The sequence below is a fragment of the Kribbella sp. CA-245084 genome (assembly GCF_050942355.1).
In the GTDB taxonomy this organism is placed as follows: domain Bacteria; phylum Actinomycetota; class Actinomycetes; order Propionibacteriales; family Kribbellaceae; genus Kribbella.
In genome coordinates, this window is record NZ_CP192053.1 from 2890207 (window position 1) to 2914636 (window position 24430).

Annotated in this window: 24 protein-coding genes; 11 read left to right on the top strand and 13 right to left on the bottom strand. The window is 68.1% G+C overall.

Translation table 11 applies throughout. The annotated features are described in order from the left end of the window. The first annotated feature begins 13 nt into the window (after window positions 1-13). Window positions 14-961: a sigma-70 family RNA polymerase sigma factor gene (locus ACQPYH_RS14020; protein ID WP_432891044.1), complete on the top strand. Its 948-nt coding sequence runs from the start codon at window positions 14-16 to the stop codon at window positions 959-961. Here the strand turns inward: ACQPYH_RS14020 and ACQPYH_RS14025 are convergent. The 7 genes from ACQPYH_RS14025 to ACQPYH_RS14055 all read right to left on the bottom strand — a co-directional run bounded on the left by ACQPYH_RS14025 (window position 947) and on the right by ACQPYH_RS14055 (window position 6239). Beyond that, complete coding sequence (locus ACQPYH_RS14025) at window positions 947-1441, bottom strand: GNAT family N-acetyltransferase (RefSeq protein ID WP_432891047.1); 495 nt, start codon at window positions 1439-1441, stop codon at window positions 947-949. The genes ACQPYH_RS14020 and ACQPYH_RS14025 overlap by 15 nt on opposite strands. A gap of 81 nt (window positions 1442-1522) precedes the next feature. Continuing rightward, on the bottom strand, window positions 1523-2497 hold the full coding sequence (locus tag ACQPYH_RS14030; protein WP_432891049.1) for an aldo/keto reductase: 975 nt from the start codon (window positions 2495-2497) through the stop codon (window positions 1523-1525). 62 nt (window positions 2498-2559) lie between these two features. After that, a complete protein-coding gene (locus ACQPYH_RS14035) occupies window positions 2560-3036 on the bottom strand; it encodes a MerR family transcriptional regulator (protein WP_432891052.1) in 477 nt (158 codons plus the stop codon). A 48-nt stretch (window positions 3037-3084) separates the two neighbouring features. Next, window positions 3085-3477 carry a Fur family transcriptional regulator gene (locus ACQPYH_RS14040; RefSeq protein ID WP_432891054.1) on the bottom strand — a complete coding sequence of 131 codons (393 nt, stop codon included), beginning with the start codon at window positions 3475-3477 and terminating at the stop codon, window positions 3085-3087. Between the two features lie 55 nt (window positions 3478-3532). Continuing rightward, the gene (locus ACQPYH_RS14045) at window positions 3533-4537 is read right to left on the bottom strand and encodes a metal ABC transporter permease (protein WP_432891056.1); all 1005 of its coding nucleotides are present in this window, start codon (window positions 4535-4537) and stop codon (window positions 3533-3535) included. Further along, complete coding sequence (locus ACQPYH_RS14050; protein ID WP_432891060.1) at window positions 4534-5298, bottom strand: metal ABC transporter ATP-binding protein; 765 nt, start codon at window positions 5296-5298, stop codon at window positions 4534-4536. The genes ACQPYH_RS14045 and ACQPYH_RS14050 overlap by 4 nt, the downstream gene beginning before the upstream one ends. Continuing rightward, complete coding sequence (locus ACQPYH_RS14055; RefSeq protein WP_432891063.1) at window positions 5295-6239, bottom strand: metal ABC transporter substrate-binding protein; 945 nt, start codon at window positions 6237-6239, stop codon at window positions 5295-5297. The genes ACQPYH_RS14050 and ACQPYH_RS14055 overlap by 4 nt, the downstream gene beginning before the upstream one ends. Window positions 6240-6291: 52 nt before the next feature. On the opposite strand from ACQPYH_RS14055, the gene ACQPYH_RS14060 reads away from it, so the two are divergent. After that, entirely contained in the window at window positions 6292-7587 is a 1296-nt protein-coding gene (locus tag ACQPYH_RS14060; RefSeq protein ID WP_432891066.1) for a YibE/F family protein, read from the top strand. A 155-nt stretch (window positions 7588-7742) separates the two neighbouring features. After that, window positions 7743-8885, top strand: coding sequence for a metabolite traffic protein EboE (gene eboE, locus ACQPYH_RS14065; protein WP_432891069.1), 1143 nt, complete (start codon window positions 7743-7745; stop codon window positions 8883-8885). On the opposite strand, the gene ACQPYH_RS14070 is transcribed toward eboE, so the two are convergent. Next, complete coding sequence (locus ACQPYH_RS14070) at window positions 8841-10061, bottom strand: FAD-dependent monooxygenase (RefSeq protein ID WP_432891072.1); 1221 nt, start codon at window positions 10059-10061, stop codon at window positions 8841-8843. The two genes, eboE and ACQPYH_RS14070, sit on opposite strands and share 45 nt — an antisense overlap. A gap of 98 nt (window positions 10062-10159) precedes the next feature. Here ACQPYH_RS14070 and ACQPYH_RS14075 point away from each other — a divergent pair, with 98 nt between their 5' ends. Beyond that, window positions 10160-10702, top strand: coding sequence for a TetR/AcrR family transcriptional regulator (locus ACQPYH_RS14075; RefSeq protein ID WP_432891075.1), 543 nt, complete (start codon window positions 10160-10162; stop codon window positions 10700-10702). Here the strand turns inward: ACQPYH_RS14075 and ACQPYH_RS14080 are convergent, their stop codons facing one another. Genes ACQPYH_RS14080 through ACQPYH_RS14090 form a run of 3 tightly spaced genes read right to left on the bottom strand, consistent with a single transcriptional unit; the run spans window position 10703 to window position 15111 of the window. Then, window positions 10703-10999 carry a DUF6703 family protein gene (locus tag ACQPYH_RS14080; protein ID WP_432891078.1) on the bottom strand — a complete coding sequence of 99 codons (297 nt, stop codon included), beginning with the start codon at window positions 10997-10999 and terminating at the stop codon, window positions 10703-10705. A 19-nt stretch (window positions 11000-11018) separates the two neighbouring features. Continuing rightward, the gene (locus ACQPYH_RS14085) at window positions 11019-12113 is read right to left on the bottom strand and encodes a class I SAM-dependent methyltransferase (RefSeq protein ID WP_432891081.1); all 1095 of its coding nucleotides are present in this window, start codon (window positions 12111-12113) and stop codon (window positions 11019-11021) included. A gap of 40 nt (window positions 12114-12153) precedes the next feature. Then, window positions 12154-15111 (bottom strand): ATP-binding protein, encoded by a 2958-nt coding sequence (locus ACQPYH_RS14090; RefSeq protein WP_432891084.1) that lies wholly within the window; start codon window positions 15109-15111, stop codon window positions 12154-12156. A gap of 76 nt (window positions 15112-15187) precedes the next feature. Here ACQPYH_RS14090 and ACQPYH_RS14095 point away from each other — a divergent pair, with 76 nt between their 5' ends. The 6 genes from ACQPYH_RS14095 to ACQPYH_RS14120 all read left to right on the top strand — a co-directional run bounded on the left by ACQPYH_RS14095 (window position 15188) and on the right by ACQPYH_RS14120 (window position 20855). Beyond that, window positions 15188-15514 carry an antibiotic biosynthesis monooxygenase family protein gene (locus ACQPYH_RS14095; RefSeq protein WP_432891087.1) on the top strand — a complete coding sequence of 109 codons (327 nt, stop codon included), beginning with the start codon at window positions 15188-15190 and terminating at the stop codon, window positions 15512-15514. A gap of 47 nt (window positions 15515-15561) precedes the next feature. After that, window positions 15562-16947, top strand: a complete 1386-nt coding sequence (locus ACQPYH_RS14100; RefSeq protein ID WP_432891090.1) for a glycine--tRNA ligase — start codon at window positions 15562-15564, stop codon at window positions 16945-16947. Between the two features lie 2 nt (window positions 16948-16949). Further along, complete coding sequence (locus ACQPYH_RS14105) at window positions 16950-17639, top strand: hypothetical protein (RefSeq protein WP_432891093.1); 690 nt, start codon at window positions 16950-16952, stop codon at window positions 17637-17639. Then, window positions 17639-18760 carry a tRNA dihydrouridine synthase DusB gene (gene dusB / locus ACQPYH_RS14110; RefSeq protein ID WP_432891096.1) on the top strand — a complete coding sequence of 374 codons (1122 nt, stop codon included), beginning with the start codon at window positions 17639-17641 and terminating at the stop codon, window positions 18758-18760. The genes ACQPYH_RS14105 and dusB overlap by 1 nt, the downstream gene beginning before the upstream one ends. A gap of 813 nt (window positions 18761-19573) precedes the next feature. Beyond that, window positions 19574-20116, top strand: a complete 543-nt coding sequence (locus ACQPYH_RS14115; RefSeq protein WP_432891098.1) for a dihydrofolate reductase family protein — start codon at window positions 19574-19576, stop codon at window positions 20114-20116. A 79-nt stretch (window positions 20117-20195) separates the two neighbouring features. Beyond that, window positions 20196-20855 carry a maleate cis-trans isomerase family protein gene (locus tag ACQPYH_RS14120; protein WP_432891101.1) on the top strand — a complete coding sequence of 220 codons (660 nt, stop codon included), beginning with the start codon at window positions 20196-20198 and terminating at the stop codon, window positions 20853-20855. On the opposite strand, the gene ACQPYH_RS14125 is transcribed toward ACQPYH_RS14120, so the two are convergent. Both ACQPYH_RS14125 and ACQPYH_RS14130 read right to left on the bottom strand, forming a co-directional pair. After that, on the bottom strand, window positions 20828-21625 hold the full coding sequence (locus ACQPYH_RS14125) for a COG4705 family protein (RefSeq protein WP_432891103.1): 798 nt from the start codon (window positions 21623-21625) through the stop codon (window positions 20828-20830). The genes ACQPYH_RS14120 and ACQPYH_RS14125 overlap by 28 nt on opposite strands. A gap of 458 nt (window positions 21626-22083) precedes the next feature. Continuing rightward, a complete protein-coding gene (locus ACQPYH_RS14130) occupies window positions 22084-22965 on the bottom strand; it encodes an NAD-dependent epimerase/dehydratase family protein (RefSeq protein WP_432891106.1) in 882 nt (293 codons plus the stop codon). Between the two features lie 139 nt (window positions 22966-23104). Between ACQPYH_RS14130 and ACQPYH_RS14135 the strand changes: the two genes are divergently transcribed. Next, window positions 23105-24424 (top strand): hypothetical protein, encoded by a 1320-nt coding sequence (locus ACQPYH_RS14135; protein WP_432891109.1) that lies wholly within the window; start codon window positions 23105-23107, stop codon window positions 24422-24424. Window positions 24425-24430: the final 6 nt, after the last annotated feature.

Sequence of the window (24430 nt, forward strand, 5' to 3'; positions counted from 1 at the left end):
GGAGGCTCGCGCCGTGGAACGTGACGACTTCGATCAGCAGGTGGCGCCGTACCGGCGTGAATTGCTGGCGCATTGCTACCGGATGCTCGGGTCGGTTCACGACGCGGAGGATCTGGTCCAGGAGACCATGCTGCGCGCGTGGCGTGCGATCGACACGTACGACGCGGAGCGGGCTTCGCTCCGCACCTGGCTCTACCGGATCGCGACCAACGCGTGCCTGACCGCGCTCAAGGGCCGAGGCCGCCGGGCGCTCCCGTCAGGCCTGGTGGGAGCGACGACCGACGCGCAGGCGCCGATCGAGCTCGCGATGGACGTGCCATGGCTGCAGCCGTTCCCGACGACCGGCGATCCGGCCGGGGCGCTGGAAGCCCGGGGGAGTCTGCGGCTCGCGCTGGTCGCCGCGATGCAGTACCTGCCGGCTCGCCAGCGAGCGGTCCTGGTACTGCGGGACGTCCTCGACTGGTCCGCCGCCGACGTCGCGGAGGCGCTCGAGACCACGCCGGCCTCGGTGAACAGTGCGCTCCAACGTGCCCGTGCCCGTCTGGCCGAGGTCGATGTCAAGGAGGACGACGTCGACGAGCCGACCGACAAAGAGATCAAGGCGATCGTCGAGGACTACGTGCGAGCCTTCGAGGCTGCCGACGTACAAGGCCTCAGCCGGCTGCTGGCCGAGCGGGTCGTGCTCGAGATGCCGCCGGCGCCGCTGTGGCTCGTGGGACGCGACGCGTACGGCGAATTCATCGAGCGGGTCTACGCGATGCGCGGCCCGTCCTGGCGGATGGTGACGACCGTGGCGAACGACCAGCCCGCCGTCGGCGCGTACGTACGCGCCGACGACGGCCGGTACCGAGCTCACAGTCTGCAGGTGTTTGCCGTGAGCAAGGCCGGGATCACGCACAACATCACGTTCTTCGACCAGAGCCTCTTCGAGTACTTCGGTCTGCCGCTAGACCTTGAATGAGATCCACAGGTCCGGTGTGGCATCGGGCTTACCCGCGATCGGTCGAGCCTCCTGCGTCCACGCGTCGCCGGACACCTCGGTCGCAACGCGCTGCCAGAACCTGACTGCCTTCTCGTTGTTGCCCTGGAATGCGACGTCACACGGCCCCGGGTGGTTCGACAGCGCCTCCTGCACCGCCCGCAGACCCAGGCCGCTGCGGCGCACCGGACGGACCATGAAGAACGCGTTCAGCACGTGTACCGGCTGCTGCAGCGCACGCATGAAGCAGAAGCCGACCGGGTTCTCACCGACGGAGATCAGGTACCCGGCCCACTCCGGATCCCCGGTCAGGACCTTCTCCAACCACTCGGTGCGGTAGCTGCCGTCGGGCCGCGGCAGCTGCCCCTGGAACTCGGACATGTCGTGGCGGAACATCAACCACAACCGCTCCATCACGGGCCGGTCGGACGCTTCGACACGGCGTACCACGAGATCAGACATGGGTCTCCTCAACTGGATCAGAACGCAGAAAAGCCTCCCGCCGGAAGAGTCCGGTACGGAAGGCTTACTGCGGTCAGTTTATCAGTCCTGCGGCACGGTCTGCCCGGCGACCCAGTTCATGTCGGGGTAGCGGTTGCCGGCCGGAGTCAGCTTCGACAACCCGGCCAGATCCTCCGCGGACAGCTCCAACTGCAGGGCTGCGGCGTTCTCCTCGAGGTACTTGCGCCGCTTCGTCCCCGGGATCGGAGCCACATCGTTGCCCTGCGCAAGCACCCAGGCAAGGGCGACCTGGCCCGGCGTGGCGTCGTACCGCGCGGCCACCGAACGGATCTCCTCGACCAGCGCGAGGTTCGCGTCGAGGTTGTCGCCGGAGAAGCGCGGCAGGGTACGGCGGAAGTCGTCGGCGGCAAGCTCCGACGGCAGCGCGCCGGTCAGCATGCCGCGCCCGAGCGGCGAGTACGGCACCACCCCGATGCCGAGCTCGCGGCAGGCCGGCAGCACCGACTCCTCGATGTCCCGGCTGAACAGCGACCACTCGCTCTGCACCGCGGTGATCGGATGTACGGCGTGCGCGCGCCGGATCGTCTCCGCCGACGCCTCCGACAACCCGAGGTAGCGGACCTTGCCGGCCTCGACCAGCGAAGCCATCGCCCCGACCGTCTCCTCGACCGGTACGCCGGGATCCACGCGGTGCTGGTAATACAGGTCCACGTGGTCGACGCCCAGCCGCTGCAGCGACGCGTCGATCGCGGACCGGACGTACTCCGGTGACCCGCTGACACCGCGCTTCGACGGGTCGCGCGGATCGCCGATGATCCCGAACTTCGTCGCCAGGAACACGTCGTCCCGGCGGTCGGCGATCGCCGCGCCGACCAGCTCCTCGTTGGCGCCGAAGCCGTACATGTCGGCGGTGTCGAGGAACGTGATGCCGAGGTCGAGCGCGCGGTGCAGGGTCGCGACGGACTCGTTGTCGTCGGCCTCGCCGTAGGCGAAGCTCATTCCCATACAGCCGAGTCCGAGCCGGCTGACCTCGGCGCCTTGAGTACCCAGTTTCATCAGAATCTCCCTGAAAAGTTGGCATGGCTCCGCCCGGGACCCCCGGGGTGAGCGCGGAAAAGTTACGGAGTGGCGGTGCCGCCGTACACGTCGATCTTGTAGTCGGTCACCGCGAGGGCGAGCTGCAGATCACGCAGCTGCCGGTGGATCTTGGCGCGGTGCTCCTGCATCAGGGCGAGCCGCTGGGGTGCGGTGTGGTCGCCCTCGAGCACCAGCGCCAGGTAGTGGCTGAGCGTGCCGATCGGCATCCCGGAGGCGCGCAGCCTGCTGATGAACACGATCCGCGCCATCGCCCGCCGGTCGTAGCTGCGGTAGCCGGCCGCGTCCCGGCGTACGTCGACCAGCCCGATCCGCTCGTAGTACCGCAGGGTGTGCGCGGTGAGACCGGTGAGCTCGGCGGCCTCGGCAATCGACAGCTGCTCGGGCAGATCGTCCGGGAGCTCGAGCAGGCACAGCAGATCCGGATCAACCGGCTCCAGCTCCGCGTGGTGCGCCGCGATAGCGGCACGACGGTCCGTCAGCAGCTCGGTCGCGTTCATGTCAACGACCGTACGCCTTAGAGCGCACTCAAAGGCAAACCCTCAGGATCAGGTCTGCTGGCAGTCGGCGCAGGTGCCGAAGATTTCCAGGGTGTGGCTGATGTCGGCGTAGCCGTGTTCGGCGGCGACCTTGTCGGCCCAGCGCTCGACGGCGGGGCCCTCGACCTCGACGGTGCGGCCGCAGTTGCGGCAGACCAGGTGGTGGTGATGACCCTTCGAGCAGCGCCGGTACGCCGTTTCGCCGTCGGCGTTGCGCAGTACGTCGACCTCGCTGGAGTCCGCGAGCGCCTGGAGGGTCCGGTAGACAGTGGTCAGGCCGACGTTCTCACCGGCGGACCGGAGGTCCTGGTGAATCTCCTGGGCGGTGCGGAATTCGTCGAGCTTGTCGAGCGCTTGCGCGACCGCCGCGCGCTGACGGGTCGAGCGTGTTCCGATAGCCACCGTTCCTCCTGTCATATCGTCACCACGCCCCAATTCTCTCAGAAGTCGGCAAGTGTCAGTGCTCATCCCAGTGATCCCCGTGTGCCGCGTGCAGGTGACCGTCGTGAACGTAGTCGACATGGTCGCCGTGGTCGACCTTCTGGTGACCACAAGCCTGGCTGTGCGCGTGCGGGTGCCCGGGGCTGACCACATGCGGCTGCGGAGCCGGTACGCCGACCTCCGGCTCCTCGTCCGCGAGCGGACGCAGCCGGCCGGACCGCCGCCGGAGCAGCGTCCCCACCGTGGCCGCCACCACGAACCCGGCCAGCGCCAGCACGACGATGGTCGCGCCCGGAGCCACATTCGCGTTGTACGACGTGACGATGCCGGCCAGGCACGCCAGCACGCCGATGATGCAAGCGGTGACGAACGTACTGCGGAAGGAGCGCGTCACCTGCTGTGCTGTCGCCACAGGGACAACCATCAGCGCACTGACCAGCAAGAGCCCCACGGTCCGCATCGCCACCGTCACAGTCACCGCAGCCATCACAGCGATCACCAGGTTGAGCAGCTGCACCCGGAGCCCCGTCGTACGGGCGAACTCCTCGTCCTGGCACACGGCGAACAGCTGCGGTCCCAGACCGATTGCCACGACCAGCACGCCCACGGCCAGACCGACGACGACATACAGGTCGCTCTGGGACACCGTGGTGAGTGAACCGAACAGATAGGTGTTCAGGGTGGCTGCACCTTGGCCGGCTAGCCCGATGAGGAGCACGCCGCCGGCTATGCCGCCGTAAAACATCAGTGCTAGCGCTACGTCGCCCGTGGCCTTCCCGCGCGCCCGGACCAGCTCGATCGCTGTCGCACCGGCGATCGACACGAGTACGGCGGTCAGGACTGGCGCCCAGCCGGTCAGCAGGCCCAGCGCGACCCCGGTGATCGCGATGTGGCCGATGCCGTCGCCCATGAGCGACAGCCGTCGCTGCACAAGGTAGGTGCCGATGGCCGGCGCGGACAGTCCGGTCAGCAGGCCGGCGATCAGCGCCCGTTGCATGAACTCGAGCTCGAACATGCTCATGAAGGCGTCCACCCCGGTCCGTCGTCTCCGTCGTCACTGTGTGAGTGGTGGACGTGGGCGTGGGTCTGCGAGGCGTGCGGCGGCCCGTCGTACACGATGCGGCCGCGGCGCATCACCACCGATCGGTCGATCAGCGCGTCCATCGGGCCGAGGTCGTGGCTCACCATCACCACCGTCGTGCCGTTCGCGACCTTGTCCCGGACTGCGTCGGCGAAGATCTGCTGGCTGGCCAGATCCACGCCGGCGGTCGGCTCGTCGAGGATGAGCAGCTCCGGATCGGACACCAGCGCCCGCGCGATCAGGACCCGCTGCTGCTGGCCGCCGGACAGCTCGGCGACCGCGTCCTTGCGCCGGTCGGCCATGTCGACGACCTCGAGCGCCTGCTCGATCGCCTGCTTGCCGGCCGCGCCAAGCGGGCTGAACATCCGCCGCTTCGACAGCAGACCGGACGACACCACCTCATACACAGTCGCCGGTACGCCGCCTGCCGCGGTGATGCGCTGCGGTACGTATCCGACGCGGCGCCACTGGCGGAAGCGGGGGACCGGCGTACCGAACAGGCGGACCTCGCCGCGAGCCGCGGGCAGCAGGCCGACGATCGTCTTGATCAGCGTGGACTTGCCGGAACCGTTGGTCCCGAGGACGGCGACCACCTCGCCCTGCCGGATCTGCAGATCGATACCCCGAAGCACGAGCCGGCCGCCCAGGTCGACCGAGAGATCGGAGACCTGGACGGCCTTGGGGGAGTCTTCTGGTGTCATTTGCAGCCGTTCGCCGTCCGCAGTTCCTGCAGGTTCTGCTGCATGAGGGACAGGTAGGTTTCCTTGGAGTTGGCGTCCGACAGGCCCTCGATCGGGCTCAGCACGGCGGTCTTGACGCCGACGTCGTTCGCGATCGTCTCGGCCACCTTCGGACTGACCAGCTCCTCGTAGAAGATGGTCGTCACGCTCTGGGCCTTCACGATGTCCTGGACCTCCTTGATCCGGCTCGGCGTCGGCTCCGCATCCGGCGCGAACCCGGCGATCCCCACCATCGTCAGACCGTATCGCTTCGCCAGGTAGGCGAACGCCTCATGACTCGTCACGAACGTGCTCAGCTTGCAGTCGGCCAGACCGGTCTTGTACTCCGTGTCGAGCTTGCTGATCTGACCGAGCAGGGCCTTGGCGCGCTCGTGGTACCCAGTGGCGTTGGCGCTGTCGAGGCTGACGAGCTTCTCCTCGAGCGCCTTCACGACCTCGCCGTACCGCACTGGGTCGAGCCAGAAGTGCGGGTCGAGCGCGTTCTCCTTGTGCGAGGCCGGTTTGACGCCGTCGCCGTGCTCCTCGAAGTCCGCGCCGGTGGCCTCGAGCTGGGCGGCCCGGGAGATGTCGAATCCGGCGTCCTCGGCGTTCTGGTCGACGGCCTCGTCGACGGCCGGCTGCAGGTCCTTCTCGTAGACGACGAGCTTGGCCGTCGCGATCGATCCGACCTGTTTGGGGGTGAGCTCGAGGTCGTGCGGCTCGACACCCGGTGCGGTCAGGGTGGTCACGTTGACGGCGTCGCCACCCACGGTGCGGGCGATGAACTCCAGCGGATAGAACGAGGTCACGACGTCGAGCTTGCCGTTGTCGCTGCCGGTGGCCGACGAGCCGCCGCATCCGGCCAGGGCGAGTGTCGCCGTGACGACGGCACCGGCGACAATAGCTCGAAAACCAGATCTCATGACAATCATTTTCATTTAATTGGAACTGGTTGTCAAAACAGGGAGTCACACGATGGCCAGCCGCAACGTCGGGCGCCGGCGCGCCGACCACCGGAGCAACCGGCGCCGGGAGCTGGAAATTCCCCAGGGCCACGGGCACGGCCATGGTCACGGGCACGGCGACCACGTGGTCGACACGTCGGTGGTGAACGACGATGCGATCGTCGCCCGCCGGGTCCGGATCGTCGTGGCGGCGGTGCTGATCCCGCTGCTGCTCGCCGCGGTCGTCGGGATGATCGTGATGTGGCCCGGCGGCGACGTGAAGGTCGCGTCGTACCAGACCGCCGCCGCCCGCGGCGAGATCACCGCGATCAAGGCCTGCCCCGGGAAGCCGGCGCAGGCGAAGCAGTGCGACGAGGCCACGGTCAAGCTCACGAGCGGTCCGGACAAGGGCAGGACGGCGCCGGTCGAGGTGCCGAAGGCGAACCAGACCCCGATCCCGGTCAAGGTCGGTCAGTCGGTGGTGCTCGGCATCGAGAACGGCGCGCAGACGCTCGCCGAGCGGTACTCGTACGTCGACCACGACCGGACCAACTCGTTGCTGCTGCTGGCCGGCCTGTTCGCGGTCGCGGTCGTCGCACTGTCGCGCTGGCGAGGGTTCGCGGCGCTGATCGCGCTGGCGGTGACGGCGGTGATGCTGACGCAGTTCATCCTCCCGGCGATCCTCCACGGCGAGAACGCGCTGCTGGTCGCGGTCGTCGGCGGCACGGTGATCATGGCGATCGCGTTGTTCCTCACGCACGGGATCAATGCCGAGAGTTCGATCGCGTTGTCGGGGACGGTGGCAGCGCTCGGGTTGACGGTCCTGCTGGGCTGGTTCTTCACGAAGTTCTGCCAGCTGAGCGGGATGGCGTCGGAGGGTGCGACGGGGGCCCAGTCGATGGTGCCCGACATCGATCTCACCGGCCTGCTGGTCGCCGGCATGGTGATCGGGGCGCTCGGTGTGCTGGACGACGTCACGGTCACCCAGGCGGCGGCCGTCTGGGAGCTGTCGGCGGCGAACCCGTCCGCGAACCGCCGCGAGCTGGTCGCCGCCGGCCTGCGGATCGGTCGCACGCACGTCGCCTCGGTGGTCAACACCCTCGTCCTGGCGTACGCCGGTGCAGCGTTGCCGGTGCTGCTCGTCTTCGCGATCCAGGGCCTGCCCGGCCGGGTCATCCTGTCCCAGGAGTCGGTCGCGATGGAGGTCGTCCGCGGTCTCGTCGGCAGCCTCGGCATCATCGCCGCCGTACCGCTCACCACCGCCCTCGCCGCCATGGCCGTCGCCGACCGCTCCCGCGAACTGGTTGCCGAAGCCGAACGGATTTAGGGGGTGTGGCGGCTCCGCGCCTACTGCGCGGAGCCGCCACACCCCCTAACCGAAAATCAGCCCTTCCGCCCGGGCCGTCGGGCTTCTAGAGTGCTGGTAGGTCACGGAGAGTCCGCCCGTCACTACCTTCGGTGGCCGAACGGGGTGAGGAGCTGATGAGATTTCGTCATCGGGACGGTTCGATCGTCCATTTGGGGTACTGCGCGACCGCGCATCCGGCCGGTGAGCTCGACGAGCTGATCGCCGGTCTCGACGACTGCGCCGGCCCGGTGCGCGCTGCCCTCGACGTACCTGTGCTCGGGGTCGGACTGTGGTTCCCGCACCGGCTGGCCGACCGGCTCGCGAACTCGCCGGCCGCGCTCAGCAAGCTCCGTCGATCGCTGCACCGCAATCGGCTCGAAGTCGTCACGCTGAACGGCACCCCGCACTCGCACTTCACCGACAAGGTTGTCGGCCGCAAGCTGTATTGCCCCGACTGGACCGACCCCGAGCGGCTCCGGTACACGTTCGACCTGGTCGATGTCCTGGCCGAGTTGCTCCCCGCGGACGCGTCGTACGGATCGATCTCGACCGTCCCGCTCGCCTGGCGCGTGCCGTGGTCGAAGGCGCGGAACCGTGCCGCGCGCGAGGCGTTCGACCGAGTCGAGCAGCACCTCGCGCGTACTGAGACCCGGACCGGCCGGACGATCCGGCTCAGCGTCGACACCGAGCCGGGCTGCGTCCTCGAGATGGTCGGTCAGGCCGCTGCGTGGCTGGACCGCTACTCCAGTCCGTACGGCGGTGCGTCGCGCATCGGACTGGGATTGGATGCGTGCCATCTGGCGGTCCAGTTCGAGGAACCGGCCGATGTGTTCCAGATGCTGTGGCGGGCTGGAGTGGACGTGGTCAAAGGGCAGTTGTCGGTCGCGCCGACGCTGGTGGACCCGTCTGATGCGGCCGCTCGGTACATGCTGACTCAGCTCGGCACACCGAAGTACCTGAGGCAGGTGCGTGAGTGGGGCGGGCCCGGAGTGGACGACGTGACGCAGGCCTACCAGCTGTCGGGGCACGCGGCCTGGCGGATGCATACGCACCTGCCAGCCCACAGTGCGCCACCGGACGGGTTGAGCGTGACAACCGGCGTACTGGATGACTGTTTGACCAGACTGGTCGGCGGTGGGCATCCACTCACGCACCACCTGGAGTCCGAGGTGCACGTGTGGCCGCGTGGTCGGCAGTCCTTGGTCAAACGGATCGCCAAGGAGCTGACCTGGCTACGCGACCGACTGACCGACCTGGGGTTGGATGAGGTCCACTGAGCCGAGCGTCTTGCCTACGGCGTTCTGCGACCAGATGAAGCGCTGTACTGAGGTCGGTAGCTTCGCCAGCGTTGCAGCGGCGAACGGCATCAGCCGCAGTGCCAGTGGGCTACCCGGGATGATCGTGCCCATCAGCTTCGGACCGATCCGCCGGCTCTGGTCGACCAGCGGCCGGATGATCCGCTCGTAGCTCTGCAGTCCTGCCGCCAGATCGCTCCGAGCTGCAGCCAACTCGCGCGCCAGGACGTACGCCGTCATCACGGCCAGACTCGTACCGCCACCAACAGCCGGTCCGGGACAGTAGCCCGCGTCGCCGACCAGTCCGATTCGCCCTGTGCTCCAGGTGTCCAGCGTGATCTGTGCGATCGAGTCGAAGTAGAAGTCCTCGGCAGTCTCCAGGTGCTGCAGCAGTTGCGGCACCTTCCAGCCGTAGTTGCTGAACTCCTTGACCAGCAAGGCCTTCTGCTCGTCCTTGTCGCGGTAGTCGTAGTGCAGCTCGTGCGGCGTACGGAACAGGAAGCCGCTGCGTGTCTGGCCGGTCTGGTGCACGCCGTAGATGCCGACGAGCTTGTCGACCGACAGATGCGCAAGCGTGTGGTTGCCGACGTCGAAGATGTCGGGCATCGAGAACACGGCGAGGTAGCCGCCAAGCCAGCGCCGCAGCGGCTCCTCCGGGCCGAAGGCCAGCCGGCGTACGTTCGAGTGCAGGCCGTCGGCGCCGATGACCAGGTCGAACCGGCGCTGTGTGCCGGAGTCGAACGTGACGTCCACTCCGCTGCCGTCGTCGGACAGGCTCGCGATCGAGTCGCCGAAGAGGTACTCCGCGGTGTCGCGCGAGGCGTCGTACAGGATCCTGGTCAGCTCGCCGCGCAGGATCTCCACGTGGCTGCTCGAGATCCCGGCGTACATCCGGCTGAGGTCGACCTTGACCGGGCGCCGGCCGACCCGCTCCATCGTCATCGAGTCGATCCGGGTGCGGGCGGCGTCGATCGCGTCCCAGCAGCCCATCCAGCGGGTCACCTCGGCGGCCGAGCTGAACAGGTCGACGGCATGACCGCCGAGCCCGTGCCGCAGCTCGGGTGTGCGCTCGACGATCGTCGGCTCGAAACCGTAGCGGTGCAGCCAGTGCGCGAGCACCGGACCGGCCACGCTCGCACCCGAGATCAGAACCTTCATCACAACCCCCTGACGTTTGCTTACTTAACGGAAGGTAAGCAATCGCGTCCGGCGTTGTCAATGGCTTACTTACCGGAAGGTCAGTTAATCTTCGGAGTATGCCGAGACAACGGACCGGGGACACCCGGGCGCGGATCCAGCAGGCCGCGCTGGAGCTGTTCGCCGAGCGGGGGATGCAGCAGACCAGCCTGCGCGACATCGCCGACCGGCTCGGGGTGACCAAGCCGGCGCTGTACTACCACTTCGCGTCGCGCGAGGACCTGCTGAACAGCCTGGTCGAGCCGATGATCGCCGACTTCGAGGCGTACGCCGCCGCGCAGCAGGCCGCCGCCCCGATCGCACCGCGCGAGCTCCTCGGCTCGTACTTCGACCTCGCCTACCGGCATCGCAAGCTGATCCAGCTCGCGATCCGCGACCTGTCCGTGCTGCACGAGCTCAACCTGGCGGACCGGTTCATCGAGTGGCGCGGGACGCTGGCTACGCTCCTGATCGGCACCGAGCCGTCGCTGTCCGACGTCGTGCGCTGCATGGTCGCGCTGGGCGGTCTGTCCGACTGTGCGGTGATGCTCGACCACGTGCCGGTGGACGAACTGCGGGAGGCCTCGGTCGAGGCGGCGTACGACAGCCTCGGCCGGCCCTGATCAGCCGTTGGCGATCCGCGACACCGCGAACAGCAGCACCACCAGCATGACGAACAACCGCAGGAACCGCTGCCCGGTCGTCACCGCGGGCCATGACAGGAACGCCAACCACCCCAGCAGCAACGTGAGCAACACCAACGCCGGCACCGCCACCACAGCCGGAGCGAACACTCCGGCCATCGCCAGCACCAGCGTGATCCCCGGCAGAGTCAACTTGGGCGCGGCATGCAGCCTCGCGATGTACGGATAACTGACCTTCGTGATCCGCTGCCGCAACGGACTGCTGGGGGTGCTCATGGCCCCATTGTTCCAGGTGTCAGGGGAGCAGTTGGTAGAAGCGCCAGAACGGGTGCTCGATCGGCAGTACGTCGACACTGCGGTAGCCGGCGTGCTCCGCCAGGTGCCGAAGCTGGTCCGGTCGCATAATCGCGCCGACCACGTCGGAGTCCTCGTCGACCAGACCCTGCGGCGTACACCAGATCGTGCTGGCCGCGGCCAGGAACCGCTGCACCTCGTCACCGGGCGCGCTGAGCACCTCGTCGGCCCGCTCGTCCATGACGATCACCGAGCCTCCCGGCGCCACGGCGCTCCGGGCTGCGATCAGCGCCTCCACCGGGTGCGCGAAGTCGTGCAGACACTCGAAGAACGTCACGACGTCGTACTGCGGTCCGCCGGCCGCGACCGCGGTGATGTCGCGGACCTCGAAGTCGACCCGGTCGGCCACGCCCTGCTCGGCTGCATTGCGACGGGCCCGGCTGATCGAGTCCTCGTCGTTGTCGTACCCGTCCACCTGCACCGCCGGGTACGCCTTGGCCAGTTCGATCGCCGACCAGCCCGCACCGGTCCCCAGATCGGCAACGCGCGCACCTGCGGACAGTACGTCGTGCAGTCCGGGCACAGCCGGGACCCACTCGGTCGCCAGCGAGTTCACGTACGCCGGCCGGTTCAGTGCCTCCTGAGCCTGGACCGCCTCCTCGCCGTACGCCGTGTAAGGCACGCCGGCGCCGGTGCGGAACGCCTCCACGAGTTGGGGGAACGCCCTGCCGGCTGCGGGCACGATCGCAGCCAGACCACCGGCGTAGAACGGACTCATCGGCTCCAGCAACGCCTCGCGTACGCCGGGCGCCAGCTCGAACCGGTCTGTCCACACGTCGGTGCCGTGGATCGTCAGCAGGCCGCTGATCGCCTGTGACTGCAGCCATTCGACCAGATACCGGTGGTCGACACCGGTCTGCTCGGCCAACTCGGTTGCGGTGATCGGACCGTTCGCACCGATCGCCTGGTAGATGCCGTGCCGATCGCCGAGGTAGATCGTGAGCAGCTCGGCCGCACCGAGCGCTGCGCCGAACATCCGTCCTAGCAAGGCCTCAGCGGCCGCCGGGTCTGCTTTGGTGACGTCTGTGGTAGTCATGTCGCTCTCCTGTTGCTGAGTAGGAACTGCCTTCACCTACTCAGGCGCCAGGTGTGAGCTGGCAATGCCAGATGACGTCGTCCTCGGGTTCGTAGACACACTGGCGGCCGGTGTGGATCGAAGCCCGCAGGTGTCGGCCCAGCGCCGGGTGGACGCGCTCGATCACCTTGACCGCGGCCCCGATGCGCATCGAGACGGCCTTCCGGCTGCGCTCCACCGGATCGCCTGCCGATCTGGCGCGGCCACCGAGCCCAAGCGCCCCGGCCAGCTCCTGCGTCAGGAAGTCCTGCTCGACCCGGAGCTTCTCCGCCCTTGCCAGGTCGTTGCGGTCCTCGGCTTCGGAGAGGTCATCTGTCAGCTCCCGCAGTCGTTCGCGGTACGCGGCCCGTGCCTGGTCGTCGAGTACCGGTCCGAGGTCGGCGCCATGGACCCGACCCGGACCTGACAGGTCGAGCACACTCACCGGTGTCCGCGGCCGCGGGAGTAAAAGGGCGAGGTCGCGCACGCCTTTGGAGTCCGGAACGTGCACTGTGATGCCACGCCAGGACACCTCCCACGCCGCGCCGATGAGCCGGAGTACGCCAGTACCGGGGGCGGTGTGGACTGCTCCCAGCTCAGCCAGGGCCTTCTCGGTCTCCACGACCAGCGTCTCCGCGCCGGCCGTCCGATGCGCTTCGAGTGCGGTCTCCAGCAGCGCACGCGCCTCGGGCCGTCCGAGTTGCGCAGCCAACCGGCCGAGGAACAGGGACACGCTGCCCAGGCAGGCGCCCCCGACTCCGTCGATCACCCACAGCCCGGCGTACGGCGTCAACGCGTCGAAGGTGAGCTGTGCGCACTCGTCGTCGCCGACTACTCCGGCTGCCGCACCGAGGAAGGCGACGGACTCCAGCCACTCAGCGTCCCTGGGGATCGCCTCCAGTCCGTCGCGAACGCGGCGCCGCACGATGCCGCGGGCCTCATCGACCGCTCCGGCCCGGGCCAGGTAGTAGGCGGACGGTCCGTCGATCATCGGGTTGCCGATGAACGGCACCATCACGATTTCGACGTACGACTGCAGGTCTGCGACCACGCCGGTCGTGTCGGCCAGCGCTGCGCCCAGTGCGAACACCATCAGGGATGCGTTGACGCTATCCGCATCCTCGCCCAGCCGAGTCGCTTCAGCGATACAGGTCTCGGCCTCGTCGAGCCGTCCGGACATCAACGCGCGCATGCCCTTCCAGATCGGCACCAGCCAGCCGTACAGCGGAAGGCGGAGCGGCAGGACTGCGCGAGCAAACGCGGCGATCTGTACGTCGGCGTCCGTGAACCGGCCCTGCTCGAGCAGAGCCACCACGAGCAATCGCCGTGCGAGGAGCAGCAGCGCTAGGTCGCCGCTGGCGATCGCCAGCATCCGCTCGGCTGCCGCGGCCCGCTCTGCAACGTGGTCCGGCCCGGCGAACACGTCACACCACACGGCCAATGCCGCGGCTTCGGCGCGAGCCTCTCCTGTCAGTCGAGCGAGTCGCACCGCCTCGTCGGCCAGCTGCCGTGGACCGTCACCGCGATCAGTGGGTATCCGTCCCAGTGCAACGCGTGCGATGGCGGCAGCCTTCAGCGCGTCGTCCGGCAACTTGGGGACGACGCTTGCCAGCAGCTCCGTTTGCTCGGTGTCACTCAGGTCCACCTCGAACCCGCCGACCCCACCGCCCATCCCAAGTACAGCTCTGGCGACCGTCCGGGGATCAGTCGCCTCTCGTGCCACGGCCCGCAAAGTGTCCCGTCCGGCCGCCAGCTCACCGGCCATGACCTGCGCCTCGCCCAGCTCCAGCCGCACCAGCGGATCGTCGAGATCAGCCCACCGATAGAACCGCACCGCCTGCTCGTAGCCGGACTGCCGCTGTGCGGCCCGACCGGCCAGCAGAGCGAACTCATGCGAGCGCATGGCCGCATCCGGCTGACCGATCGCGCCACGGTAGTGCGCAGCGACCTGTCCGGGGTCAACGTCCCGGCGCCCCGCGAGCAGCTCCGCCGCCCGGAGATGCAGCGCCGACTGTCGATGCGCGCCCAGGCCGGAGTACACCACCTCACGAACCAGCGAGTGTGCGAAGCGCATCCGGGTCCCATCGACCTCGGCAAGCCGCGCCGCTACCGCGTCAGCGAGTACTACGAGTACGTCGGCCGTGGCTGTCTTCTCCATTGCGGCGAGGAGATCCAGGTCTACGTCCTCCCCGAGGACGGCCGCGCTCGCCAGCACGTCGTACGCCGGCTGACGCAGTCGGGCGAGCCGACGCTCCAGCACCTGCTGTACGCCGGTCGGTGTCTCGGTGGACGTCGTACCGCGGGCTGCGTGCCAGCGGGCCAGCTCCTGGACGAAGAAGGGGTTTCCGCCGGTGCGGTCGTGCACCACATCGGCGTACGAGGAGTCCGGGTCCTGCCCGAGGACCTGTGTCACCAGCTGCCCGGTTGCGTCACGGTCCAGCCCGCTCAGAGGTATCCGAACGAACGACGGAGGCAGTGCGCGGAGTGCCTCCGCGGCCGGCTCAGCGACATCTACGGCGTTGTCGCGGCTGGTGATCAGCAGCAGGCAGCGGAGCTCCGGGAGGAGACCGATGACGAAGGGCAAGAGCGCGAGCGCCGGTCCGTCGGCCAGATGGAGGTCTTCCAGGATGATCACGGCCGGGTACTCCGCTGTCGCCGCCGCCAGCTGATCGGCCACAGCGGCGAAAACGCCGGTCCTGCCGGTGCCCGGGTCATCAGGCAGCACGGTCGACAGGCCGAGCGCGCGGAACGCCTGCCGCCACGGCCAGTACGGCAGCGTCTCCGTCTCCGGGCAGCGGCCCCACGCGACGACGTACCCACGCTCGCGGGCGGTCTCCGCGAAGGCAGCCACCGTGGTCGACTTCCCGATGCCGGCGTCGCCGATCAGGAGCGCGCCCTGGCCGCGGCCGCGCTCGACCTCGTCCAACAGGCCGGCGAGAGTGCCGAGCTCCCGTTGCCGGCCGACGACACGCTCGGGCATACCGACACTGTGCGGCGGCCGGCGTCGCGGGGGAAGTGCTGACCGGTGTCCGTGCGCGTCACGTAAGGTGACTCGGGTGTTCGTGGTGATCAGGTTCCGGGTGGCGGAGTCCTCGCAGGCTGAGTTCGGGCAGCGGGTTCAGGTTGCGATCGACGTGCTGTCGCAGCAGAAGGGGTTCGTTTCGGCCCGGGTCGGGCGGAACGTCGATGACCCGGAGTTGCTGGCCCTTGACCTGGAGTTCGTCAACGTCGGGAGTTACCGGCGGGCCCTGTCGCCGTACGACGTGAAGGTGGCCGCGGTGCCGCTGCTCTCGGAGGCGATCGACGAGCCGACGGCGTACGAAGATTGGCCGGGGGATTTGCTGACCCAGCACGGATTCGATACGGCCACCCAGGACCGATAGCCTGGTCTCTTCCGTAGATTCGTCTGTGCCTGTTCTGGAGTCCAAAAGTGCCCGTGGAAACCGTCGATGCCGTCGTCAGCCTCAGCAAGCGGAGAGGCTTCGTCTATCCCTGCGGCGAGATCTACGGCGGTACCAAGTCGGCCTGGGACTACGGACCCCTCGGCGTCGAGCTGAAGAACAACGTCCGGACCCAGTGGTGGCGGACGATGGTGACCGGTCGCGACGACATCGTCGGGCTGGACTCCTCGGTGATCCTGCCGACCAAGGTCTGGGAAGCCTCCGGCCACCTGTCCGAGTTCGTCGACCCGCTGACCGAGTGCCAGTCCTGCCACAAGCGGTTCCGCGACGACCACCTCCGCGAGGACTTCGCCCGCCGGAAGAACAAGGACGTCGACGACGTCAAGCTCGCCGAGATCGCCTGCCCGAACTGCGGTAACAAGGCCACGTTCACCGAGCCGCGGATGTTCAACGGCCTGCTGAAGACCTACCTCGGCCCGGTCGAGTCCGAGGAGGGCCTGCACTACCTCCGCCCGGAGACCGCGCAGGGCATCTTCATCAACTTCGCGAACGTGATGGGCACCGCCCGGAAGAAGCCGCCGTTCGGCATCGCCCAGGTCGGCAAGAGCTTCCGCAACGAGATCACTCCCGGCAACTTCATCTTCCGGACCCGCGAGTTCGAGCAGATGGAGATGGAGTTCTTCGTCGAGCCCGGGACCGACGAGGACTGGCACGAGTACTGGCTGAAGGCGCGCTGGGACTGGTACACCGGCCTCGGCCTGAACCCGGAGAACCTGCGGTTCTACGAGCACCCGAAGGAGAAGCTGAGCCACTACTCCAAGCGCACCGTCGACATCGAGTACCGGTTCAACTTCGGCGGCAAGGAGTTCGACGAGCTCGAGGGCATCGCGAACCGCACCGACTTCGACCTGTCCACGCACTCCAAGCACTCCGGCGCCGACCTGTCGTACTTCGACCAGGAGAAGGGCGAGCGCTGGACGCCGTACGTGATCGAGCCCGCGGCCGGCCTGACCCGCAACGTGCTCGCGTTCCTGCTCGACGCCTACACCGAGGACGAGGCCCCGAACGCGAAGGGCGGCGTCGACAAGCGCACGGTACTGCGGTTCGACCCGCGGCTCGCCCCGGTCAAGGCCGCCGTACTGCCGCTGTCCCGCAACGCCGACCTGTCGCCGAAGGCCCGCGACCTCGCCGCCGAGCTGCGGGCGAACTGGAACGTGGACTTCGACGACGCGGGCGCGATCGGGCGGCGCTATCGTCGCCAGGACGAGATCGGTACGCCGTACTGCATCACCGTTGACTTCGACACGCTCGAGGACCAGGCCGTGACGATCCGGGAGCGCGACTCGATGAAGCAGGAGCGGGTCGCGTTGACCGAGGTCACCGGATATCTCGCCCAGCACCTGGTGGGTTGCTGACGATGAAGCTGTCGCGGGATCGGGTTCGCTTCGGTCTGGCCGTTTTCGGGCTGTCCGCTCTGGCTGGCTTCCTGTTGTCTGCTTGCTCGGACGACAAGCCTGCGGCCGGGAGCTCGCCGTCCGCGTCCAGCTCGTCTTCTTCGAGCGCGCCATCGTCGACTGCCCCGATCCCGACCGCTTCCACGCCTTCGCTGACTCCGTTGCCGACGCCGTCGAAGCCGTGGCCGACGCCGAAGGTGACCGGCGAGCCGGCCGGCGATGCGCCGCTGGCTTCACGCATCACCTTTGCGATCTCCAAGCAGGCGCAGATCGCGGCCGGGAAGTCCGCCACCACGACGGTGAAGTGCCCGGGGATCGACAAGGTGGAGACCGCCGGCAACCACGAGCTCACCTGCACGGTGACGTACGCCGGGAAGTCGTACAGCGGGACGTTGACGGTCGACGCGAAGCAGTACTCCGCGTCGTACAAGTTCACCTCGCCGTCGGTCGCGATCGTTCGCGCGAAGGTCGTCGACGCCGTGCAGCGGTCGGTTGCCGACGCGGCGAAGGTGACCTGCACGATGGATGATGTTGCCGTGGTCAAGACTGCCGACGCGGGGATCGCGTGCGATGTGACGACGACCGCGAACGCCGTACAGCCTTATAAAGCACAGGTTTCCGGCAACGGACAGGTGCTGGTGGCGAAGGCCTGATGTTGAAGCTCGGCAACCTCACGATCGAGACGCCGGTGGTTTTGGCCCCGATGGCCGGCATCACCAACGCGGCGTACCGGCGACTGTGCGCCGAGCAGGGCGCCGGGCTGTACGTCTGCGAGATGATCACGTCGCGCGGCATCGTCGAGGGCGATCAGAAGTCGCTCGACATGCTCACGTTCGACGCGCGCGAGACGGTGCGGTCGGTGCAGCTGTACGGCGTCGATCCTGTCTTCATCGGGCGGGCTGTGCAGATCCTTTGTGACTCGTACGGGGTTGCGCATATCGATCTGAACTTCGGGTGTCCCGTGCCGAAGGTGACCCGCAAGGGCGGTGGCGCCGCGCTGCCGTGGAAGCGGAATCTGCTCGGGGCGATCCTCCGCTCCGCGGTGCATGCCGCGGAGCCGTACGGCGTACCCGTGACGATGAAGACGCGGATCGGGATCGACTCTTCGCACCAGACGTACCTGGACGCCGGGCGGATCGCTTCGGACTCGGGTGCGGCCGCGATCGGGCTGCATGGTCGTACGGCGGCACAGGCGTACTCCGGCCAGGCGGACTGGTCGACGATCGCTGAACTGGTCGAGCACGTGTCGATTCCCGTGCTGGGGAACGGCGACATCTGGGAGGCCGGCGACGCGTTGCGGATGGTCGCCGAGACCGGGTGCGCTGGAGTGATCGTCGGGCGCGGGTGCTTGGGCCGCCCTTGGCTCTTCCGCGACCTGGCAGCAGCCTTCGCCGGCGCCGATTCCCTCAACCTCCCCACCCTCGGTGAGGTAGCCGTAGTCATGCGCCGCCACGCGGAACTGCTCGCCGAACTGATGGGCGAGCAGCGAGGCCTCCGCGACTTCCGCAAACACGTCCCGTGGTACCTCAAGGGCTTCCCGGCCGGCGGCGAACTCCGAGCCGCGCTCGGCATGGTCGACACCCTCGCCCACCTGGACGAACTCCTGTCCCAGCTGGACCCGACCGTCCCCTTCCCAGTCGCCGAACTAGGCGCCCCCCGCGGCCGCCAAGGCAGCCCCCGCGACCACATCGTCCTCCCACAGGGCTGGCTGGACGACACAGACGGCCTCTCCGCCGACCTAGCCGACGCCGAAATAGGCGTCTCCGGCGGCTAAGGCCACCGCCCGCGAGAACAGCAAAGGACACCCGCCCGCAAAGGACACCCGCCCACAAAGGACACCGCTTCGCGGCGGCAGTTCTTTTGACCGCCTCCGGCGGCGCGCGGACCGCCCTACACCCAGATCCCTCCGGCGGAGCCGACCGCGCCTCCGGCGTGAACTGGACACCGCCTTCGGCGGCGGCTGCCTTCTTGGCCGCCTTCGGCGGGGCGTGGATCGCTGTGCATCCGGGTCGTTTGGGTGGAGGTGGTTGCGTGTGCGGCCGCCGGCGAAAGGCGCCGCTGCGCGGCAGCAGTTTGGGGCGCCTCCGGCGTGAAATGGACACCGCCTTCGGCGGCGACTGTCTTCTTGGCTGCCTTCGGCGGAGCGCGGATCGCCGTGCAACCGGATCGCTGCGGCGGAGCCGATTGTTTCTGCGACCACTCGCGAACGGATGCTGCCTCGTGGCGGCAGCTCTTTTCGCCCCGCCTCGGGTGCGAAATGACGCCGCCTCGGCGGCGGCTACCTCGCTGACCGCCCTCGGCGGCGCGGGGACGGCCCCATAACCAGATCGCTGCGGCGGAGGCGATCGTGTCTGGCCTCGCGACGAATAGGACGCCGCGTCGCGGCGTCAGGTCCTTTGGCTGCGTCCGGTGGCGTCGCACAGGTGGCTGGGACGGACCGCAGTAGTGCGACGGAGGTGGTGGCCCCACCCACCCGGCGCGGGTGTGCCCGGGAACGGTGTTGCTGCTGGCTCGGGTGGCTGCGAGTGTCGAGGGTGGAGTAATTGAAGCGATACGAGAGGGAGCCATGCGAAACGTCCTGCTTTACATGTCAATGTCCCTGGATGGGTACGTCGGCAGCGATCGCGAGCATCCAGGAGTGGCGATCCCCGAAGCCGATGAGCTGAAGCAGTGGAAGCTGGAACGGGTCAGCAAGGCCGGTGCGCACCTCATGGGGCGTGTCACGTACCAGGAGATGGCGTCGTTCTGGCCGCACTCCGACGACGCCTACGCGGCGCCGATGAACGACGTACCGAAGGTCGTGTTCTCGAAGACCCTCAGCGACGCCGAGGCCACCTGGCCTGAGACCCGGGTCGCGCGCGGCGACCTCGCGAGCGAGATCGCTGCCATCAAGGCCGAGCCGGGCGCGGACGTGATCGTCTGGGGCGGTCACCGGTTGGCCGGTGCGCTGGCCGCCGCGGATCTGATCGACGAGTACCGCCTCCTGGTCCAGCCGCTGGTCCTGGGCCGCGGGCAGACGTTGTTCGACCAGCTTCCGGAGTCGCGGCACCTGGATCTCGTCGAGTCCAAGCCGTTCCCCAACGGAGTTGTCGTGCAGATCTACCGGCCGCATGAAGCACCAGCGGAGTAGGGAATCAGGCGACGCGGCGCTCACGATCGGAGTACTCACGCCGCATGCGGCACCAGGACCTGAAGTCGAGATTCCGGAAATGGCAACTCTTGACGTGCTCGTCGCACGCATACGGGGATCAGGAGACTCCAACGGGACCCCTCCAACCGCGGCCAAGGACCTTCGCCCGCTGGCCACCGACTCGGCGCTGAGCCCGGCCGTCGCCTCGCTCCAGAAGGCATCGGTCGACGTCATCGCCTACGCCTCAACCACGACCGGATACGCGATCGGGCACGTGGCGGAAGCCGCCATGATCAGCGACCTTCACCAACTGGCCGGCGTCCCGGTCGTCACAAGTGGACTCGCCGCCGCGCAGGCGTTGAAGACATTCGGTGTACGCCGGGTGGCCCTGATCCATCCCCCGTGGTTCGAGGCGGAGATGGGAGACCTCGGCGCGACGTACTTCCGCGATCAAGGAATCGACGCTGTCTGCCTGACCGCGACGTCGCTGCCCGAGCGCCCGGACCGGGTGCGTCCCGAGCAAGTGATCGACTACGTCACCGAAGACGTCGACGCCTCGACGGAGGCGGTGTTCATCGCCGGCAACGGCTTTCGGGCGGCATCCGCGATCGACGAGCTCGAACGGCGTACGGGGAAGCTGGTGCTCGAGGCAAACCAGGTACTGCTCTGGTCGATCCTGGCCGCGACCGGGTCGAAGCTCCGCGTCGACGGCTACGGGAGACTGTTCGCGCGAGGTTGAGCTGACGCCTCGCGGGCGTGGGTGGCTGCGTGGTCGACGTCGCTATGGGTCATGGTCAAGTAGGCGACGAACACGGCGAAGAGCAGCAGGCCGATCAGGGTGACCGGGCCGATGCCCCAGCCGACGCCGCCGTCGTGGGTGCCTTTGCCGAGCCAGTCGGCGACCGAGGCGCCGAGCGGACGGGTGAGCACGTACGACGACCAGAAGGCGACGGTGACGTTGAGCCCGAGCTTCCACAGGCCGAGCGGTACGACGATCAGTACGGCGAACAGCAGGATCGACCAGGTGAAGCCTAGGCCGAAGTCGATGGCGGTGGCGTCGCCGACGGCAGTGCCGAGGCCGAAGGTCAGCAGAACGACACCCCAGTAGAACCGCTCGCGCCGGGCGGTGGTGATCGAGTGCACCGAGATCGTGCCTTCACTGCGCCGCCACCAGGTCAGCAGGCCGCACAGCAACGCCAGGTAGACGATGGAGTCGAACCAGTACGGCGTTCCGAGTGCGACATGCGGTCCGTCGGCGATCATCGTGCCGAACAGAGCGACGCCGAGGACAGTGATCCAGTAGCGGACCGGGTGATAGGTCTTTGCCTTCAGCTGCAGGTAGAGCGCGGTGCCGAAACCGCCGACGCCGATGACAGCGGCCAGCGGGATGCTGATGGTGCCGAGGTAGTCGGAGGCGGTCTCGCCGATCCCGGTGGTCAGCAGCTTGACCACCCAGAACATGACGAAGACCGCCGGAACCTTCGGAGCAGAGAACACGCGAGTTTGCACGGTCCCGAAGGCTACGGCCGACAAGCTGAGAGATACCTGATTGCCGTCTCCCCGGACAACGGAGCGTCAGCTCATCCCGACCTTCTGCCGGTCGGGCTCGATGGCGATCACCACGCGTTCCTGGTCGCGCGGATACTGCAGATCGATGTACTTCGCCACGAGTCGGTCGATGATCTGCCAGGCGTCGTCGCTCGATCCACTCGATCGCGCGGCCGCGGACCGCGATCGGTTCGAACGGATTGTCGGCAGGCACGATCGACAACGCGACCCGCGGGTCACGGCGCAGGTTGCGGGCCTTCTGCATCCCTGGTCCCGTGAAGAACACGATCTGCTCGCCCGCGTGCCGGCGTACACCGGTGTGCTGTGCGGGGAACCGTCGGGGAGGATCGTTGCCAGGTGGACGAATGCGGCGCCGTCGAGGACGCGGCGGATGGTGGGGTCGAGCATGATCAGACCTCTCAGCGGCCGTTGGTGGTGCGCCAGGTGAAGTAGTCGGCGACGGCTTCGGGGAACGTGAAGCTAGGGATGAAGCCGGTCTCCTCGGTCAGGCGCGTGATGTCGAGGTGCGGGCTGGTCTCGCCGCCGGGCTCGACAGCCAGCTGGCCGGCCGCTTCGCCGTACACGAAGGGCTTGCCGCTCGAGACGTTGTAGGCGGTGTGGTTGAGGGCGTCCGCGTTGACCAGGGACGCGATCGCGCGGCCCATGTCAGGCGCGTAGCACCAGTCGCCGCCGGCGTCGGCCGGCAGGGGAGCGGGGGTTTCGCCGCGGAGTACGGCGCTCACGTACGGCGGGATCGGGCTGAAGATCGACTCCGGGTCCATCAGCGGGCCCCAGGTCGAGCCGATCCGGAGCACGATCGGCCGCACACCGGTGCCGGCCAGGCTGTGCGTCGTCACGGGCTCGACGGCCTTCTTGAAGGCGACGATCAGGTGCGGCAGATCGGCGGTCGGGAGCGCCATCCCTTCGTGCCAAGGGTTTTCGTCCTGCCCGATATACACGCCGATGCTGCTGGCAACGGCAAACCGCCGTACGCCCCACGCCCGCGCCGCGTCCAGCGCGTTGAACAGGGCCGCGGTGTCGTGGCGGAAGTACGCGACCGGATCGTCACCAGGGATCGAGCCGGCCAGGTGCACGATGTCGCTGATGTCGTGGCGTTTCCCGAGCGCGAGGAACGCTTCCCGGTCGGTGAGGTCGAGCTGCTCGACGATGACTTTGCCGTCGAGGAACGAAGGAGCATCGGTACGCCGGTGTGACGTGACGACGACGTCGTGCCCGAGGTCGAGGAGGGCGCGGGCGGTGTGGGCGCCGATCATGCCGAGCCCACCGGTGACGAGAATCATGGCCGCGACGCTAGACCGGTATCACGTCTCGCGGCTTGAACGAATCACGCAGATCCCTTGACCTGACCTGCGAAACCGGGGAACTTGGACGGCATTGGATTTACGAATCACTTCCGAACATGGTTCGTTAAGGAGTGCCGTGGGCATCGTGATCGGGGTCGTCACGCATGTGACCCACGACCAGCTGTTCCACGACGCGGCGGCCACGCTCGGCGGTGTGGATCTCGAGTGGGTCAGCTACGACCACGAGGACGAGATCCGGGACAAGGTCGCCGACTTCCTGAGTACGACGCGACTCGACGGCTTCCTGGCCGGACCGGTGCCCTACACCGCGAGCCGCGAACTGTTGCCGCCTGGTCTCTCCGTCGGCGTGATCCGCCCGTCGGCACTCGACCTCACGCTCGCGCTCTACCGCGCGCAGGAACGCGGTTGGGGTCGTCTGCCGATCAGCATCGACACGTTCCCGGCCGAGGCAGTGGAAGCGGTGGCTACCGCGCTGGACCTCGACCAGGACCAGATCGATTGCTTGCCCTACGCACCGACCCAGAGCGTGGACGAGATCGTCGCCTTCCACCGTTTGGTATACCAAAAGTTCGGCAACCGCAGCTATGTGATCAGCGGGCGCGCCGCGGTCCGCGAGCAGCTCGACGGGCAGATCCCGATCATGAGCGGTATGCCGGTGCCGGCAACGATTCGCACCGAGCTGCACGAGCTCGCGCTGCGGATCGAGTCGGAGCGGGCCAGCGCGCAGCGGTTCGCGGCCGGCGTCTTTCTGATCTCGCGGTCCGCGGACGAGGAACGCGCCCGCATCGGGCTGATGAATCACCTGCTCAACACCCCGGAGTTCGCCGGCGCCTGGATCGAGAACCGCGGGCGCCGCGGTGTGGTCGTCTTCGCCCACAAGGCGTTGTTCGAGCGCATCACCCGCAACTGGGTCGCCGTACCCGCGCTGGCCGAGGCCGCCGCGGCGCTCGGCGCGCAGATCTCGGCCGGATTCGGGGTCGGGGTGTCGGCGCGCAACTGCGTCCTGCTCGCCGAGCAGGCTGCCGCGCGCGCCGAGCTGTCCGAAGAACCCTGCGCGTACCTCTTCGAGGACAGCGGTGTCGTCATCGGCCCGATGGGGCCGGCCGGCGACGCGCTCCGGTTCTCGTACCGCGAGCACGGCGAAGAGGTCGAACAACTCGCGAAGTACGTCGGACTGAGCGCCGCCACCGTGTCCCGGCTGGCCGCGCTGGACCACGAACTACAAGGCCGCACGCTCTCGCCCGGAGAGCTTGCCGGTCATCTCGGCATCACGGACCAGAGCGGCCGCCGGCTGATCCGCACCCTCGACGCAGGCGGCCTGGTGAGCGTCGAAGGCACCGCCCAGCACCACCCCAAAGGACGCCCTACGCGTCTGTACCGCTTGCGCATCGCCCAAGCGTTGGAGGCACAGCCGTGGAGCTCACCCGCCGTCTGACGGCAC